11 protein-coding genes are annotated in these 16,105 nt (G+C 71.6%); 7 read left to right on the forward strand and 4 right to left on the reverse strand.

Features of this window, described 5'->3' with window-relative positions; genetic code table 11:
* The first annotated feature begins 47 nt into the window (after positions 1-47).
* Positions 48-3,278, forward strand: a complete 3,231-nt coding sequence (locus tag ACA361_RS24310) for a BTAD domain-containing putative transcriptional regulator (protein WP_375015342.1) — start codon at positions 48-50, stop codon at positions 3,276-3,278.
* Between the two features lie 28 nt (positions 3,279-3,306).
* Here ACA361_RS24310 and ACA361_RS24315 read toward each other — a convergent pair whose 3' ends face one another.
* From ACA361_RS24315 to ACA361_RS24325, 3 genes are all read right to left on the reverse strand, one after another.
* The gene (locus ACA361_RS24315) at positions 3,307-3,879 is read right to left on the reverse strand and encodes a TetR/AcrR family transcriptional regulator (RefSeq protein ID WP_375015344.1); all 573 of its coding nucleotides are present in this window, start codon (positions 3,877-3,879) and stop codon (positions 3,307-3,309) included.
* Entirely contained in the window at positions 3,866-5,431 is a 1,566-nt protein-coding gene (locus ACA361_RS24320) for an MFS transporter (protein WP_375015346.1), read from the reverse strand. The genes ACA361_RS24315 and ACA361_RS24320 overlap by 14 nt, the downstream gene beginning before the upstream one ends.
* 155 nt (positions 5,432-5,586) lie before the next feature.
* Positions 5,587-6,402, reverse strand: a complete 816-nt coding sequence (locus ACA361_RS24325) for an IclR family transcriptional regulator (protein ID WP_375015348.1) — start codon at positions 6,400-6,402, stop codon at positions 5,587-5,589.
* A 208-nt stretch (positions 6,403-6,610) separates the two neighbouring features.
* Here ACA361_RS24325 and ACA361_RS24330 point away from each other — a divergent pair, with 208 nt between their 5' ends.
* Genes ACA361_RS24330 through ACA361_RS24345 form a run of 4 tightly spaced genes read left to right on the forward strand, consistent with a single transcriptional unit; the run spans position 6,611 to position 11,895 of the window.
* Positions 6,611-8,023 (forward strand): amidase, encoded by a 1,413-nt coding sequence (locus ACA361_RS24330; protein WP_375015350.1) that lies wholly within the window; start codon positions 6,611-6,613, stop codon positions 8,021-8,023.
* Between the two features lie 31 nt (positions 8,024-8,054).
* Entirely contained in the window at positions 8,055-9,227 is a 1,173-nt protein-coding gene (locus ACA361_RS24335; protein ID WP_375015352.1) for a substrate-binding domain-containing protein, read from the forward strand.
* 18 nt (positions 9,228-9,245) lie between these two features.
* Complete coding sequence (locus ACA361_RS24340; protein WP_375015353.1) at positions 9,246-10,811, forward strand: sugar ABC transporter ATP-binding protein; 1,566 nt, start codon at positions 9,246-9,248, stop codon at positions 10,809-10,811.
* 13 nt (positions 10,812-10,824) lie between these two features.
* A complete protein-coding gene (locus ACA361_RS24345; RefSeq protein WP_375015355.1) occupies positions 10,825-11,895 on the forward strand; it encodes an ABC transporter permease in 1,071 nt (356 codons plus the stop codon).
* Between the two features lie 165 nt (positions 11,896-12,060).
* Here ACA361_RS24345 and ACA361_RS24350 read toward each other — a convergent pair whose 3' ends face one another.
* Entirely contained in the window at positions 12,061-13,893 is a 1,833-nt protein-coding gene (locus ACA361_RS24350) for an acyl-CoA dehydrogenase (RefSeq protein WP_375015358.1), read from the reverse strand.
* Between the two features lie 185 nt (positions 13,894-14,078).
* Between ACA361_RS24350 and ACA361_RS24355 the strand changes: the two genes are divergently transcribed.
* Complete coding sequence (locus ACA361_RS24355) at positions 14,079-14,549, forward strand: MarR family winged helix-turn-helix transcriptional regulator (RefSeq protein ID WP_375015360.1); 471 nt, start codon at positions 14,079-14,081, stop codon at positions 14,547-14,549.
* Positions 14,549-16,039, forward strand: a complete 1,491-nt coding sequence (locus ACA361_RS24360; protein WP_375015362.1) for a long-chain fatty acid--CoA ligase — start codon at positions 14,549-14,551, stop codon at positions 16,037-16,039. Before ACA361_RS24355 ends, ACA361_RS24360 begins: the two co-directional genes overlap by 1 nt.
* The last annotated feature ends 66 nt before the right edge of the window (positions 16,040-16,105 follow it).

The raw sequence follows: 16,105 nt of genomic DNA on the forward strand, positions 1-16,105 counted from the left end.
CCTCCGCCCGCGGCCGTAGGCGGTGATCAACGCGTTATCGTGGGGGCATGCGCTTCGGGGTGCTCGGGCCGCTGACGGTCTGGACGGCCGACGGCGCCCCTGTCACGATCCGCGGGCTGAAGGTCCGGACCCTGCTGGCCGACCTGCTCGTCCAGGACGGGCGGCCGGTGTCGGCGGACCGGCTGATCGACGATCTCTGGGGGCCGGCGCCTCCCGCCGATCCGGCGGGAGCCCTGCAGGTCAAGGTGTCCCAGTTGCGCCGGGCCCTGGAGGACGCCGAGCCGGGCGGCAGGGACCTGGTGGTGTTCCAGGCGCCGGGATATCTGCTGCGGGTCGATTCCGAGAAGGTGGACGCAGGCCGGTTCGCCGCGCTCCTGGAGCGGGCGCGGGAGACGGCCGATGCCCGCGCCAGGGCCGCGCTGCTCACCGACGCGCTGGCGTTGTGGCGGGGTTCCGCCTATGACCAGTTCTCCGACGAGCCGTTCGCGCGGGCCACGATCACGCGCCTCGAGGAGCAGCGGCTGACGGCCGTGGAGGATCTCGTCGAGGCCCGGCTCGACCTTGGCGAGCACACCGCTCTGGTGGGCGAGCTGCGCGACCTGGTGGCCCGCCATCCCCTCCGGGAGCGGCTGCGCGCCGCGCACATGCGCGCCCTGTACCGGGCCGGAAGGCAGAACGAGGCCCTGGACAGCTTCGGCGAGCTGCGCGACCGCCTGCGCGAGGAACTGGGTCTGGATCCGAGCCCTGAGCTCGCGACCCTCCAGCAGGCGATCCTCACCCAGGATCCGGCGCTGGCCCCCGGCCGTCCCCGGACCAACCTGCCCGCGCCGCCCACCGAGCTGATCGGCCGCGAGGAGGCGATCTCCGAAGTGCGGGCGCTGCTGGAGGCTTACCGTCTCGTCACGCTCACCGGGACGGGAGGGGTGGGTAAGACCCGGCTCGCCCTGGAGATCGCCGGCCGGGTCCTCCACGCGTTCCCCGACGGCGTGTGGCTGATCGAACTCGGCGGTCACGACCGGCCGGAGGGGCTGACGGACGCGGTCGCCGCCACGCTCGGCGTCCGCGACGACGCCGTCCCGGACCCACGCGGAGGAGCCGTTCCGGCGGCCGACCGGGTCGCCCGGGCGCTGCGAGGCAGGCGGCTGCTGCTGGTGCTCGACAACTGCGAGCACCTGATCGAGGCGGCGGCCGAGCTGACGCACCGGCTGCTGGCGACGGCGCCGCAGGTGCGGGTCCTGGCGACCAGCAGGGAGCCGCTCGGCGTGGGCGGCGAAGCGGTCTGGACGGTGCCGCCGCTGGAGCCGCCTTACGCGGCGGCGGAGACCGGCCCGGCGACTCTGGAACATTTCAGTGCCGTACGGCTGTTCGTCGCGCGCGCCGCCGCGGCCGCGCCCGGCTTCACCCTCAACCACGACAACGCCCGCGCCGTCGCGGCGATCTGCCGTCGCCTCGACGGCATCCCGCTGGCGTTGGAACTGGCGGCCACCCGGGTCCGCGCGCTCGGTGCGGACGAACTGGCGGCCCGGTTGCACGACCGGTTCCGGCTGCTGTCGGCCGGACGGCGGGACGTCCCGCAGCGGCAGCGGACGCTCCGCGCGATGATCGACTGGAGCTGGGACCTGCTGACCGAGCCCGAGCGCGCCGTCCTGCGGCGGTTGTCGGTGCATGTCGACGGCTGCTCGCTGGAAGCCGCCGAGGCGGTCTGCGCCGGCGACGGGGTGACGGTCGAGGACGTCGCGGATCTGCTGTCGCGCCTTGTCGATCGTTCCATGGTCCTCGTCACGGGGGACGCGCGCGGCCACCGCTACCGGCTGCTGGAGTCCATCGCGGCGTACTGCGCCGAGCGCCTGCGGGAGGCCAGCGAGTCCGAGCACGCCCGAACCCGGCGTGACGGGTACTACGCGGAGTTCGCCGAACGGGCGGCGGAGCGACTCCGCGGCCCCGACCAGCGGCAATGGCTGCAACGCCTCGATCAGGAGCACGCCAACCTGCGTGCCGCCATCGAGAGCAGCGTGCGGCACGACCGCCCGGATGTCGCGCTGCGCCTGGTCAACACGATGGCCTGGTACTGGTTCCTGCGGGGTCGGCTCGGCGAGGGGCGCCGTCTGCTGGATCTGTCACTCACGCACGACGGCCCGGCACCGCCCTCCGCGAGGGCCGCGGCCACGGCCTGGCGGGCGGGCCTGGAGATGCTCGGCCGGCACGGCATCGACCGGACGCGGCAGGTCCGCGCGGCGCTGGCCCCCTACGAGCGCCTGGACGACCCGCGCGGCCGGGCGCAGGCGGAATGGTTCCTCGCCGAGACCCTGCTCGGCGGCGCGGACCTGTCCACCGGCGAACGGCTGGCGCAGCGGGCCCTCGCCGCCTTCCGAGACGCCGGGGACCGCTGGGGTACGGGCGCCGCGCTGACCACGCTGGCCCATTACGCCCTGATCCGCGGAGACCTGGCCGCGTGCACCCGCCACACCGAGCAGGGCGCGGCGCTGTTCGACGCGCTCGGGGACCGCTGGGGGCGGTTGCGGGCCGCCGACCTGCTCGGCAGGCTCGCCGAGATCCGGGGCGACTACCGGCACGCCGCCCGGCTGCTCCGTGAGGGGCTGGAAATGGCCGAGGACCTCGGAATCTGGACGCAGGTCTCGTACCTGCTGTCCGGGCTCGGCAGGGTCGCGATGATGACCGGCGACCTCGCCCGGGCAGAACGGCTCCACGAGAAGGCCATGCGGATGGCCACCGAGCAGAGCAACCGGCCCGGAGAGGTGTTCGCCGAGCTCGGCCTGGCCATGGGAGCGCGGCGGCAAGGACGGCTGGACCTCGCCGAGGAACTCTTGCGCGACGCGCTCGACTGGCAGCGGCAGGTCGGGTTCGCCCCTGGCGTCGCGCTCACCCTGTCCGAACTCGGCTTCGTCGCCGAGCAGCGCGGCGACGCCGAAACCGCCCGCGAACTGCACCTGGACGGCCTGGCCATGACGCGCCGCACCGGCGATCCGCGGGCCACGGCGCTCGCGTTGGAAGGGCTCGCCGCCGCCCACACGGCGGCGGGCGAACACCACCGGGCCGCGCGGCTGCTGGGTGCGGCCGCCGCCGCCCGGGAAGCGGCGGGCGCCCCACTGCCGCGTGCCGCGCGCACCGACATCGACCGCATCACGACGGCGCTGCTCGCCGCGCTCGGCGAGAAGACCCTGGACGCCCAACTCCAGCATGGCCGCACCACCGATCCACTTGTCGGCCCGGCCTCTGGTCCGACCCTCGATCCGCAGGCCCAGGGGTCAGGTCACTGACGGCGCCCCCGGGCGCGGCCGGCGGCGGCTATTGGCGAGGCCGCTGCAGTGCTCTGCTGAGGACGGCGCGGATGTGGTCCGGGTCGGCCTCGTCGTCGTTGAGGAGGATGGCCGCGCACAGGCCGTCGGACAGGGCGACGAAGGCTTCGATCGCGTCGGGGTCGTCGGTCTGTGTCCGGGCAAGTTGCGCGACGCTGTCGCGCCAGCGTCGCGCGACCGGCCGCAGGGCGGGCCGGCGGGCCGCCAGGGTCGACAGCTCCCGTTCGGCGAGTGCGCGCTCCCGCCCCGGGCCTGCGGATTCGGCGATGAGCCGGGCGAGGCCGTCGAGTGGGTCGTCCTCGGACTCGATGAGCCGGCGGATGCGGTGGGTGTACTCGTCCGTGACGCTGGTCAGGGCCGCGACCAACAGGTCGTCCAGAGTCGCGAAGTAGTAGAGGGTCAGGCTGGTGGTGATCCCCGCCTCCTTGGCGACGGTGCGGTGGGTGACACCGGTGGCGCCGTCGCGGTGGACGATCGCGAGCGTCGCCTCGATGATCTGGGCGCGGCGGCGTTGACCGCGTAGCCTGCGCCCGTCGACAGTGTCGTGTTCAGCCGCCGTCATCCTGCTCACCCGTCGTCGCCGCTCCTGCCCGTGAGGCTATCGGCTCCGCCTCGCGCTCGGCGTCGCCGAGGGGCCGGAGGTGTCGCAGTGTCGCGAAGCAGACCAGCGAAGCAGCCCCTATGGCGATGCCCGCTACCACGGCGGCGGTGTTGAGTCCGCCGGTGAACGCGGTCCGTGCGTGGTCGAGTGCCCAGGGCGGCAACGTGCTCGCGAGGGACGAGGCTCCGGAGAGACTGTCGCCGTAGGTGTCGGCCGCGGAGGGGGACAGGCCGGACGGGATCTCGATCCTGCTTCGATAGATCGCGGTGGTGAGGGTTCCCAGGAGGGCGACCCCCACCGCGATGCCGAGTTCTTGCACGGTTTCGGAGAGCGCGGCCGCCGATCCGGACTTCTCCGATGGCGCCGAGCCCACGACGATGTCGGTACCGAGCGCGGCGATGACCCCCAGTCCGAGGTAGACGATCGCGAATCCGGCGATCATGCTCGCCTTGCCGTCGGTCCCGGTGAGGGCGAGCAGGGCGTATCCGGACAGCGACAGCGCCAAAGTCACCGACATGACGGTGCCGGGCGACACGCGACCGGCCACGAGCGGGGCACCGAGGGCGCCGATGAGCATGGCCAGTGCGGGCGGCCCCATCCACAGCCCGGCCGCCGTCGGCGAGAGGCCCTCGACGAGCTGCAGGTACTGGGTGACCAGGAACATCACCCCGCCGAAGCCGACCAGGCCGATCAGCAGGACGGACAGGGCCGCGGAGAAGGCCCGGCCGGTGAAGAGCTTCATGTCCAGTAGCGGCTCGCTCAGGCGCAGCTGACGGCGGACGAACGCGACCGCGCTGCCACCGCCGACGAGGACGGCGGCCGATGCCTGGACGTCGATGCCGTGGACGGCCCCATGCTTGATCGCGTAAATGATCGGGAGCATCGCCGCGAGCGACAACCCGACGCTCAGCAGGTCCGGACGCCCTGCGGGAGTCCGGTACTCCGGCAGCAGCGCCGGCGCACCGGCCAGCACCAGCACGGCAACCGGCACGGCGATGAGGAAGGCCGCGCCCCACCAGAAGCCGGCGACCAGCGCCCCGCCCACGACCGGGCCCGCCGCCATCCCGAGGGCGAACATCGTCGCCCACACGCCGATCGCCGATGCCCGTTGCCGAGCGTCGGTGAACATGTTGCTGATCAGCGACAGCGTCGACGGCATGAGCGTCGCGCCGGCCACTCCGAGCAGTGCCCGCGCCACGATCAGCCACAGGGAACTGGTCGCGAACGCCGCGAAGACCGAGGCCGCGCCGAACGCCGCCATCCCGATCATCAGCAACCGGCGCCGTCCGATCCGGTCGCCCAGCGTCCCCATCGTGATCAGGAAGCCCGCGATGAAGAAGCCGTAGGCATCCATGATCCACAGCGTCTCCGTCGCGGTCGGCCTCAGGTCCGCGGTCAGGCTCGGAACGACGAGGTAAAGCGCCGTCACGTCGAGTCCCAGCAGCATGGTCGGCAGCGCCAGCAGCGCAAGGCCGGTCCACTCCCGCCACCCAGCGCGCGCCTGTAGTCCCATACGCGTCACACCTCGCTCCTCACTAGTTGAACCAACGTACTACTTGTACCATGGTTCAACTTTGGAGGGCCAGGAGTACAGGACAGGAACGCTCATGAATGCCCCCGCGGCCGGGGGAGCTCCCCGCGGTGCCGGTCGCCGGCAGCCCTGGTGACCTACATGGTGTGCGAGTCGAGGTCGTGACTGGCGCGTTTGACCGTGTTGTCGAGCTCTGCCGCCAGGTGCGGGATCCGGTCCGGGGGGAAGCGTGGCGCGGGAGCGGAAATGGACAGGGCGCCGACGACCTGGCCGGTCCTGTCGACCGCGCACCTGCCGATGGCGCAGATCCCGGCCTCGGTGGTCTCGAGATTCAGCGCGTAGCCGGCTTTGCGCACTGCGCGGAGCCCTTCCAGGAGCCGCTGGAACTCGGCCGGCGAAAGCGTGGTGTCCCCGGCCGCGGTGGATGCACCCGGAGGCCGATGCGCAGCGTCGTCTGACGCTTGCTCGGTCAGGTACAGCTCGGCCAGCTGCGCGTCGTCGAGTTCGGCCAGGAGGGCGCGGCCACCGGACGACAGGTGCGCGGGCAGGATCGCGCCCTGCCGGTCGCCGACGTGCAGGGCCTGATGGGACTCCACGGTGGCGAGGAAGCGCGTTTGCGTGCCGACCCGGACCATGAGGTTGACCGACTCGTCGACGCGGTCGCACAGGGCTTCCATGTGCGGAAGCAGAGCGCGGCGCAGCCGTTGCAGGCGGGGCCCGCCGACCAGGCTCGAAGCCGACAGCGCCGGACCTGGCAGATACGTGTGGTTGACGTCCCGGACGGCGAAGCCTCGGTACACCAGCATGGCCAGGAGCCGGTGTGCCGTGGAACGGGCGGTTCCCAGTTCCGCCGCAGCCTCGGTCACTCGCAGTCCGCCCTGGTCGCGCAGCAGCTGCAACAGGTGGAGGGCGTTGTCCACGGACTGGAGCGGGTAAGGAGGTTTGTTCTCCATAGCAGAATACCGTACCTCTATCTGGAACCATGCTCTTATGGTGCCCTTATGTGTCCTGCTTCACATCCGAGGCTCCATATGGCCGGACCGGCTTCCGACCGGAGTCACGACCTCGCCACCACCGCCGATTCCTCGCCGCGCGACCGGCTCTGGCTCCGCAGCGACTTCTCCCAACGGGAGAGCGGACATGACCTCTGAAGGAGGGATCATGGAACCTTTCAGCTCCGCGGTGTCGATCGCCGACGCGATCCGTTCGCGCCAGGTGAGCCCCGTCGAGGTCGTCGACCTCTACCTCGGGCGCATCGACCACTACAACGGCGAGCTCAACGCCTTCGTCTGGCAGAACCCGGACCAGGTCAGAGAGGCGGCCAAGGCCGCCACCAGAGCCGTGATGGCGGAGGAGGACCTCGGCCCTTTCCACGGGGTGCCACTACCGATCAAAGATCTCACCTCCGTGGCGGGCCAGCCCAACACCATGGGCTCTCTGGGGGTCCCGGACACGCCCCGCCAAGGGAACGAACCGGTCGTCGACCGGTTCCTGGGAGCGGGCTGCCTCCTCATGGGCAGGACCAACTCGCCGGAGATGGGCACGCTGCCCGACACCGACAACTCGCGGTACGGCCCGACGGTCAACCCGTGGGACCCCCGTCACTCGCCGGGGGGCTCGAGCGGGGGCGCCGCGGCGGCGGTGGCCGCGGGCCTGGCCCCGCTGGCACACGGCAACGACGGCGGCGGCTCGCTCCGGATGCCCGCGTCGGCGTGCGGCCTCGTGGGCCTCAAACCGAGCCGTGCCCGCGTTCCCCAGCTCGTCCAGTCCTGGTGGGAGTACTGCAGCACGGAGGGAGTGATCACCCGCTACGTGCAGGACTCCGCCGCGATGCTCGACGTCATCTCCCGCCCGGACCCGCACGGCTGGTTCCAGGCGCCGCCGCCGCGGCGTCCCTTCGCCGAGGAGCCCGGAAGCGATCCCGGACGGCTCCGCATCGGCCTGATGGTCGACGCCCCCACCGGCCTTCCCGTCGATCCGGAGTGCGTCAACGCCGCGCAGGGCACGGCGGCCCTTCTGGAAGAGATGGGTCACGACGTTCATCCGGTCGCTCCGGAACTGCTCAGCGCCGAGGCAGCGCAGGCGTACGTCGACGTGGTGATCCCCGGCTCCCTGTACGTGCACCCCTTCGATCGCCCGGACCTCGCCGAGCCCTACAACCGCTACCGGTGGGACCGGATGAAGCAGGTCAGCGCCGGAGAGTACGTCCGGGCGGCGTCCCTGCTGCAGACGGAGTCCCGCCGGATCGTCGCTCAGTGGAGGCGCGATTTCGACGTGCTGCTCACTCCCACCATGGCCTGCCAGCCGCCCGAACTCGGCGCGGTCCGGGCGGACGCGAACCGCGACGCGAAGGTCGCACAACCCAGCGCGCTGCTCATGGTCTCCTTCACGCTCCTGTGCAACATCACAGGCCAGCCCGCCATCAGCCTGCCGGTGCACATCGCGCCGACCGGGCTGCCCGTCGGCGTGCAGCTCATCGGCGCGCCGTTCGACGAGGCGACCCTGCTGCGGCTGGCCGCGGCGCTGGAGGCCGAGACGAACTGGCCCCACGCCGTCCCGGCCGACTACTGCTGAACCCGACCCATTCCAGTTAGGAACGCGCGACATGCGTCACCACAGCCGCAGACGTGCCCCCATCGTGGGCGCGCTGCTCATCTTCCCGCTCTCCATCGCGCTCGCCGCATGCGGCTCCAGTGGCTCGCAGGGCTCGGCGGGCACGGTCACCTCCGCCCAGGTCGTCAAGGAGTCGACCGACGCGGTGACCCGCGCGTACGCCCAAGGCGACTACACGCCACCCCCGGCGGGCGGCCCCGAGGCCGCTCCGGGCGAGAACATCTGGGTCATCTCCGCGTGGCAGCAGGTCCACGCACTGGTGTACCAGGGCAAGGAGGTGTCGGCCGCCGCGGGCGCGCTCGGCTGGAAGGCCCGGGTGTGCGACGGGCGCAACAACGAGAACGGCGGGTGGGCCGGCTGCGTCCGCCAGGCGACCGCGGCCCGGGCCGACGGCATCGTGCTGCTGGCGGTCGACTGCGCCCCGGTGCGGCAGGCGCTCGTCGAGGCGAGACGCGCGGGCGTCAAGATCGCCTCGTTCAGCGGCTTCGACTGCGACGACCCGTCCCAGGGCGGCAGTAAGCCGCTGTTCGACGCGCCGCCGCGGTTCTCGGCGACCACGCCGACGCTCGCCGATTTCTACACCCGGATGGGGCGGCTGCGCGCCGACACCGTCATCGCGAAGACCAAGGGCGACGCGAAGATCCTGCACGTGGCGTTCGAGGACGTCGCCATGGGCGAGTACCAGGCCAAGGGCTTCACCGACCGGATCGCCGCGTGCGGCGGCTGCGAGATCGTCGAATCGGTGAAGATCTCGCCGGCCGACGTTCCCACCATCCGCCAGAAGTTCGAGACCGCGCTGCTGAAGCATCCGCAGGTGGACGTGGTCACGGTGGACATCGACCACTTCTTCGTGGCGGGCGTCCAGCAGGCCCTGGTGGCGGCGAACCGGCCGGGCCTCCTGGTGGTCGGCGGCGAGTGCCAGATCGACAACGCGAACTACATCCGCAGCGGCAAGGGCCAGCAGATCTGCTACGGCTCCTCGGCGGGCTACCGGGCCTATGCCACGGTCGACGCGCTCAACCGGGCCTTCGACGGCCGCCCGCCCGCCGCCGCGGGGGTCGGTCTGCAGATCGTCGACAAGGACCGCAACCTGCCCGCGCCGGGGGCCGAGTACACCGGCCCCGTCGACTACGCCGCCCTCTACAAGAGGGCCTGGAACCGCTAGAGCGGTGCGGAGGTTTCCATGATGTCCACCACGTCCGCCGAACGATCCGCTCCCATCGCCGCGGTCGAGCTGACCGGCGTCAGCAAGTCCTTCGACGGCGTCCGGGTGCTCGACGCCATGAGCCTGCGGGTGGAACAGGGCTCGGTCCACGCCCTGCTCGGCGGTAACGGGTCGGGGAAGTCGACCACGCTGAAGATCCTGGCCGGGGTGTACGCCGCGGACCAGGGAGGGACGATCGCGATCCACGGTAGCCGGTACGCCACCGGGGCCTACTCGGCGGCGGTGGCCCGTTCGGCCGGTCTGCGGTTCGTCCACCAGGATCTCGGGCTGATCCCGGACCTGACGATCAGCGAGAACTTCGCGCTGGACGAGGGTTACCCGCGATGGGCGGGCCCGGCGATCTCGTGGAAGCGGCTGCACCGCCGGACCCGGGAGCGGCTGCGGAGAGCCCAGGTGGATCTCGACCCGCGGACCCTGGTGCGCGACCTGCGTCCGAGCGACCGCACCCTCGTCGCCATCGCCAGGGCACTGCGCGACGTCGATGAAGGCGACCACGTGACGCTGGTGCTGGACGAGCCCACGGCGAGCCTGCCCCACCATGAGGTCTCGCTCTTGCTGGAGGCGCTGCGACGCTGCCGGGCCCAAGGGCAGACGATCATCTATGTCAGCCACCGCCTGCCCGAGGTGCTCAGCATCGCCGATCGCATCAGCGTGCTGCGCGATGGCGCGGTGGTGGCGACCGCCCCGCCCGCGGAACTGGACGAGGCCCGGGTGGTCGCGTTGATGACCGGGGAGGCGGCCCGCGAGCGTGCCGGACGGCATGCCCGCTCGCGGGCCGCCGCGTCCCGGAGCAGGCCGGCCGGACCGCCTGTCCTGCGCGTCACGGACCTCGCCGGTGGGCCCCTGCGAGGGGTCGATCTGGAGGTCGGGCAGGGTGAGATCGTGGGCGTGGCCGGCCTGCTCGGATCTGGTCGCTCCAGCCTCCTCCAGGCGCTCTTCGGCGGGTCGCGGGCACACGCCGGGCGGATCGAGATCTGCGGCACGGTGGTCCGGAACCAGACCGTGGCCGCCGCGATCCGCGCGGGCATCGCCCTGGTGCCCGAGGACCGGGCACGGGACGCGGCGTTCGCGGACCGCCCGCTCTGGGAGAACATCTCCGCGACCGTCATCGGCGACTACTGGTCGGGCTGGCGGATGGCACGCGGTGCCGAGCGGCGGGACGCGGCGGACCTGATGGAGCCCTTCGCGGTCCGGGCCGCGAGCCCCGACGTCGCCTTCGGCGCGCTATCGGGGGGCAACCAGCAGAAGGCCGTGCTCGCGCGGTGGTTCCGGCTCGATCCGCGGCTGCTGCTGCTCGACGAGCCCACGCAGGGAGTCGACGCGATGGCGCGCACGGAGATCCATGCGCTCGTCCGCGAGCACGTCACCGGTGGCAACGCCGCGCTGGTCGTGTCGTCGGACTTCGAGGAGCTCGAAGGGCTCTGCGACCGGGTCGTCGTCCTGCGCGACGGCGCCAACGTGGACGAGCTGAGCGGCGCCCGCTCGACGGAGGCGGCCATCGCCGCCGCCACCCAGACCAGTTGAAGGGACCTTGAAGATGGTCAACGTCAATGCCCAGGTCGACACCGACACGGCCTCGGCTTCACGCGTGACGACCCCGGAGAGCAACGCGGAGAAGGAACCGAAGCCCGGCGTCCGGCGACCCCGGGCCGTCGTCGCCGCGGTCGAACGCTACGGCCTGGTGTTCATGCTCGTCCTCATGACGATGGTGTTCGCGAGCCTGCCGGAGTCCGGCGAGGCCTTCCGGAGCTCGGCGAACGTCCAGGCACTGCTGGCCAACCAGGCCGTGGGCCTGTCGGTCGCCCTGGCGCTGCTGTTCCCCATGGCCGCCGGCTACCTGGACTTCTCCGTCGGCGCGGTCAGCGCGACCGCGTGCGTCGTCGCGGCCGCCGGGATGTCGCGCTTCGGCCTGCCCGCGCCGGCGGCCGTCGTGCTGGCGCTGGCGGCCGGCGTGCTCGTCGGCGCCGTGCTGGGGCTGCTGGTGGCCCGTTTCGCGATGAACCCTTTCATCGCGACCCTGGGCATGGCGACGCTGCTGGGCGGCGCGATCTTCGCCTACACCGACGGCATGCAGATCACCGAGGGCATCTCGGGAGGGCTGACCGACCTCGGCTCGCTGACCTGGTTCGGCGTTCCGCGGATCGTGGTGGCGGCGGCGGGGATGGCCGTCGTCGTGTGGTTCGTCATCGGTCAGACCCCGCTCGGCCGCCACCTCTTCGCGGTCGGTTCCAACGCGAACGCGGCCCGGCTCGTCGGCGTCGACGTCACGCGCGTCCAGTTCCTGTCGTTCGTGCTGTCCGGCCTGGTGGCGGCCGCGGCAGGAGTGCTGCTGCTGGCGCGGCAGGGCGCGGCCACCTCCGACAACGGCATGAGCCTGCTCTTCCCAGCGCTCACCGCGGTCTTCCTCAGCACCATCGTGATCGAGCTGGGCCGTCCCTCGGTCCTCGGGACGGTCATCGGGGTGCTCTTCGTGGCGGTCAGCGTGAGCGGCCTGACGCTGGTCGGTGCTCCTGCCTGGGTCAGCCAGGTCTTCAACGGGGCCGCGCTGCTGGTGGCGGTGGGCCTGGCGGGCATCGGCCGGTCCCGGAGAGGAGCCGGCCACGGGTGACACGTCACCCGGGCGGAGCCTGGACGGCGAGATAACAAGGCTCCCGGCAGGGGCGGTCATCCGGACCGGATCCGCACCTGCCGGGAGCCTCGTCGTGTCACCGCCTCGGCGAGCACGCCCAGGGCCGCTCCGCCGCCCACCGCGACCGAGGTCGAGGAGTCCTGCTCAGAAGGAGTCCTCCGCGACGTCCATGAGGGCGTCGTCGGTGGACTCGACGACCGCGCGGCGGACGGCGAGTTCGGGCAGCACGGTCCTGGCGAAGAACTCGGCGACGGCCCGCTTGCCCGCGTAGAAGGCTCGATCGGTGCCCGGAGGATCGCCCTCGTCCAGCCTGGCCAGGGCGATGGCGGCCTGCCTCAGGAGCAGGTACCCGATCAGCAGGTCACCGGCGGCCATCAGCAGCCTGGTGGTGTTCTGGCCGACCCTGTACATGGCGCGCGGGTCGCGCTCGGCGGCGCGCACCTGTTCGACCATCGCGTCCACCATGCCGTTGACGTGGTCCAGTGCTTCGCGTACGGCGGCGGACTCGCGCCCCAGCCGGTCGTCGCCGAGCGAGTCCAGGTAGGCGGTCATCTCGGCCGTCAGGGCGCCGAGCGCGGCCCGCTCGTTCCTGACGATCTTCCGGAAGAAGAGGTCCTGCCCCTGGATCGCGGTGGTCCCCTCGTACAGGGTGTCGATCTTGGCGTCCCGCAGGTACTGCTCCAGGGGGTAATCCTGCAGGTAGCCCGAGCCGCCGAAGGTCTGCAGGGCGTGAGCGAGCCGCTCGCAGGCGCGTTCGGAGGCGACGCCCTTGACGATGGGCAGCAGCAGTTCGTTGACCGCGTTCGCCACCCCGACGTCGGCGCCCTCGCGTTCGCCCGCGACGATCTCGTCCTGGCGCGCGGCCGTGTAGAGGACCAGGGCGCGAAGGCCCTCCGCGTACGCCTTGGTGAGCATCAGGCCGGCGCGCAGGTCGGGATGGCGGATGATCGGGACGGGCGGCGCGGTCCGATCGCCCCTGCGGGTGATGTCGGGCGACTGGATCCGCGTTCTCGCGAACTCCACGGCGTTCAGGTGGCCCGTCGACAGCGTCGCCATGGCCTTCACGCCGACCAGCATCCGGGTGTGCTCGATGACGTCGAACATCTGGGCGATGCCGTCGTGGACGTCACCGAGCAGGTAGCCGAGCGCGGGCTCGTCCTCGCCGAAGCGCAGTTCGCACGTCGTGGACGCCTTGAGCCCCATCTTGCGCTCGAGGTTGGTGGCGCGCACGCCGTTGCGGCGGCCGATCTCCCCGGTCTCCAGATCGAACAGGAACTTGGGCACGATGAACAGGGACAGGCCCTTGGTGCCCGGCGCCGCCCCCTCCGGCCGCGCGAGCACGAGATGGACGATGTTCTCGCTCAGGTCGTGCTCGGCGGAGGTGATGAACCGCTTGACGCCCTCGATGTGCCAGGTGCCGTCCGGCTGCCGTAGCGCCCGCGCGCGAGCGGCGCCGACGTCCGAGCCCGCCTCGGGCTCGGTGAGCACCATGGTGGCGCCCCAGCCTCGTTCGATGATGTGCCGGGCGATCTCGCGCTGGGACTCGGTGCCGTGACGGTGCACGACGCCTGCGAAGGGCACGCCGGTGCCGTACAGGTACGCGGCCGGGTTGGCGCCCAGGATCAGTTCGGACACCGCCCACACCAGCGTGCGCGGAGCCGGCATCCCGCCGAGCTCCACCGGCGCCTCCAGGCGCCACCATTCGGCGTTCCGAAGGGCGGCGTAGCTCTTCTTGAAAGAGGCCGGCAGCGTCACCGAGCCGGTCGCCGGGTCGAACTCCGGCGGCCGGCGGTCCGCTTCGGCGAACGAGTCCGCGAGCGGGCCCCGGGCGAGCCTGCCGACCTCGTCCAGCACGTCACGGACGGTGTCACGGTCCATGTCCGGGTAGGGACCGCCTGGGCCGGCGAGCCTGTCGGCGCCGAGCATCTCGAACAGGTTGAACTCGATGTCACGGATGTTGCTTCTGTAATGCCCCATCGTGCGGAGCTCCTTGACTCTCTGTGCTGACGGACCGGGTCGGGCGACCGCGGGCCGCTGCCGGGGGCGAAGGGCGCCCGGCGGGAAGGCGGCCCGTGCGATCGGTGGGCTGGACGTTGACCGAATATAGATGATACCTTCAATTATTGCTTTCATCATCGTTTAGAGATGGCAGGTGGATGCCGGTGACGGAACCGCGAGAGGTGGAGCTGGCCGACGATGTCGGCTTCCTGCTGGCCCGCACCAGCGGGCTCATGGTGCGGATCACGAACGCCCACCTGGCCGATCTCGACCTGCGAGTCCGGCACTTCTCCGCCCTCTCGTACGTGTGCGACCGCGACGGGGCCTCGCAGCGGGAGATCGCCGCGTACCTGGGGCTCGACCCCAGCCCGGTGGTCGCGCTCGTCGACACCCTGGAGGCCGCCGGCCTGGTCGAGCGCCTGCCTCATCCCAGTGACCGGCGTGCGCGCCTGGTCGCGCCGACGCCGCAGGGGCGAGAGATGCGCGACACGGCGAAGAAGGAGGTCGCGGCGGCGCGAGAGCGGTTCCTGAAGCGGCTGGCGCCGGAAGAACGCGATCTCCTGCTGGATCTGCTCCAGCGGCTGGCCTTCACCGAGACCGGCGACGGCGGTCCACCAGGCAGAGAGGATTCCTGATGCGAAACCAGGGCCTTGGATCATGGCCGGCCCGGCGGGCGCGCAGCCGCCCGCACCGGCCCGCCCTCATCAGCGAGCGCGGCACCCTCACCTACGCCGACCTCTTCACCCGGGTGACCGCGCTCGCCCATGCGCTGCGGGAACTCGGGCTCGGCCGCGGCGACCGGATCGCCTATCTCGGCCCCAACCGGCCTTCCCTGGTGGAGAGCCTGTTCGCGGCCCACACGCTCGGTGCCGTCTTCGTCCCGCTCAACACGAGGCTGACGGCCGCGGAGGTGGACCACCAGCTCCACGACTGCGGGGCTTCGATGCTGATCTACAGCTCCGAGAGCGCCGGCGTGGTGGAACACCTGACGGCCGCGCCGTCCCTCCTGGCCGTGGACGGCGGCACGGGCGGCGCGTACGACTATGAGGAGCTCCTTCGAGCCGCCCCCGCCGACCCGATCGACGAGCCCGTCGGCCACGACGACGCCGCGCTCATCCTCTACACCTCGGGCACCACGGGCAGTCCCAAGGGGGCGACACTGACCCATGGCAACGTCATCTGGAACTGCCTGAACACCCTGGTCGAACTGGACCTGACCGGTGACGAGGTGACCCTGGTCAGCGCGCCGCTGTTCCATGTCGCGGCACTCAACATGACCTTGCTGCCGACCCTGCTCAAGGGCGGCGTCGCCGTGCTCATGACCGGCTGGAGCCCCGACGCGTGCTTCGACCTCATCGAACGGCACGGCGTGACGTGGATGTTCGGAGTGCCCACGATGTTCGCCGACCTGGCGCGGTCACCCCGGTGGGCGACCGCCGACCTCTCGTCCCTGCGCTCCCTGCTGGCCGGTGGAGCGTCCGTACCGCTCCCGCTGATCCGTACGTACCAGGAACGCGGGCTGGAGATCCTCCAGGGATTCGGGCTGACCGAGGCGGCACCGGGCGCCCTCATCCTCAGCGCCGAGATGAGCACGGTGAAGGCCGGATCCGCCGGCGTACCGCACTTCTTCAGTGACGTGCGCCTCTCGGATCCCGGTGCGGCGAAGGAGGGCGAGACGGGCGAGATCCTCGTCCAGGGGCCGACCGTCATGTCGGGGTACTGGGGCCGCCCCGACTCCACCGCCGCGGTGCTCTCCGACGACGGGTGGCTGCGGACCGGCGACGTGGGGCGGGTGGACGGGGACGGGTACTTCTACGTCGTCGACCGCGTCAAGGACATGTACATCTCCGGCGGAGAGAACGTCTACCCGGCCGAGGTCGAGGCGCAACTCCTGGAGCACCCGGACGTGGAGGAGTGCGCGGTCATCGGAGTACCCGACGACCGGTGGGGCGAGGTCGGCCGCGCCTTCGTTCGGCCCCGGCCCGGCGCCGTTCTCGACCAGGAAGGACTGATCTCCTTCCTGACCGGGCGGCTGGCACGCTACAAGCTCCCCAGGAGCGTCCACTTCGTCGAAGATCTGCCCCGTACCGCAACAGGAAAGATCCACAAACAGGCGCTGCGGTAGCACCGCCCCAGACCCGCACACGCGGCCGGCTCCCGAGGCGCTGCTCCGCCGGGCCGGAACGTCACG

It is taken from the genome of Actinomadura sp. 21ATH, assembly GCF_041951345.1.
GTDB lineage: Bacteria > Actinomycetota > Actinomycetes > Streptosporangiales > Streptosporangiaceae > Spirillospora.

Coding starts and splice junctions, on each gene's coding strand:
- ACA361_RS24345 (WP_375015355.1), top strand. CDS start 10,825: ATGGTCAACGTCAATGCCCAGGTCGACACCGACACGGCCTCGGCTTCA.
- ACA361_RS24335 (WP_375015352.1), top strand. CDS start 8,055: ATGCGTCACCACAGCCGCAGACGTGCCCCCATCGTGGGCGCGCTGCTC.
- ACA361_RS24340 (WP_375015353.1), top strand. CDS start 9,246: ATGATGTCCACCACGTCCGCCGAACGATCCGCTCCCATCGCCGCGGTC.
- ACA361_RS24315 (WP_375015344.1), bottom strand. CDS start 3,879: ATGACGGCGGCTGAACACGACACTGTCGACGGGCGCAGGCTACGCGGT.
- ACA361_RS24310 (WP_375015342.1), top strand. CDS start 48: ATGCGCTTCGGGGTGCTCGGGCCGCTGACGGTCTGGACGGCCGACGGC.
- ACA361_RS24325 (WP_375015348.1), bottom strand. CDS start 6,402: ATGGAGAACAAACCTCCTTACCCGCTCCAGTCCGTGGACAACGCCCTC.
- ACA361_RS24320 (WP_375015346.1), bottom strand. CDS start 5,431: ATGGGACTACAGGCGCGCGCTGGGTGGCGGGAGTGGACCGGCCTTGCG.
- ACA361_RS24330 (WP_375015350.1), top strand. CDS start 6,611: ATGGAACCTTTCAGCTCCGCGGTGTCGATCGCCGACGCGATCCGTTCG.
- ACA361_RS24360 (WP_375015362.1), top strand. CDS start 14,549: ATGCGAAACCAGGGCCTTGGATCATGGCCGGCCCGGCGGGCGCGCAGC.
- ACA361_RS24350 (WP_375015358.1), bottom strand. CDS start 13,893: ATGGGGCATTACAGAAGCAACATCCGTGACATCGAGTTCAACCTGTTC.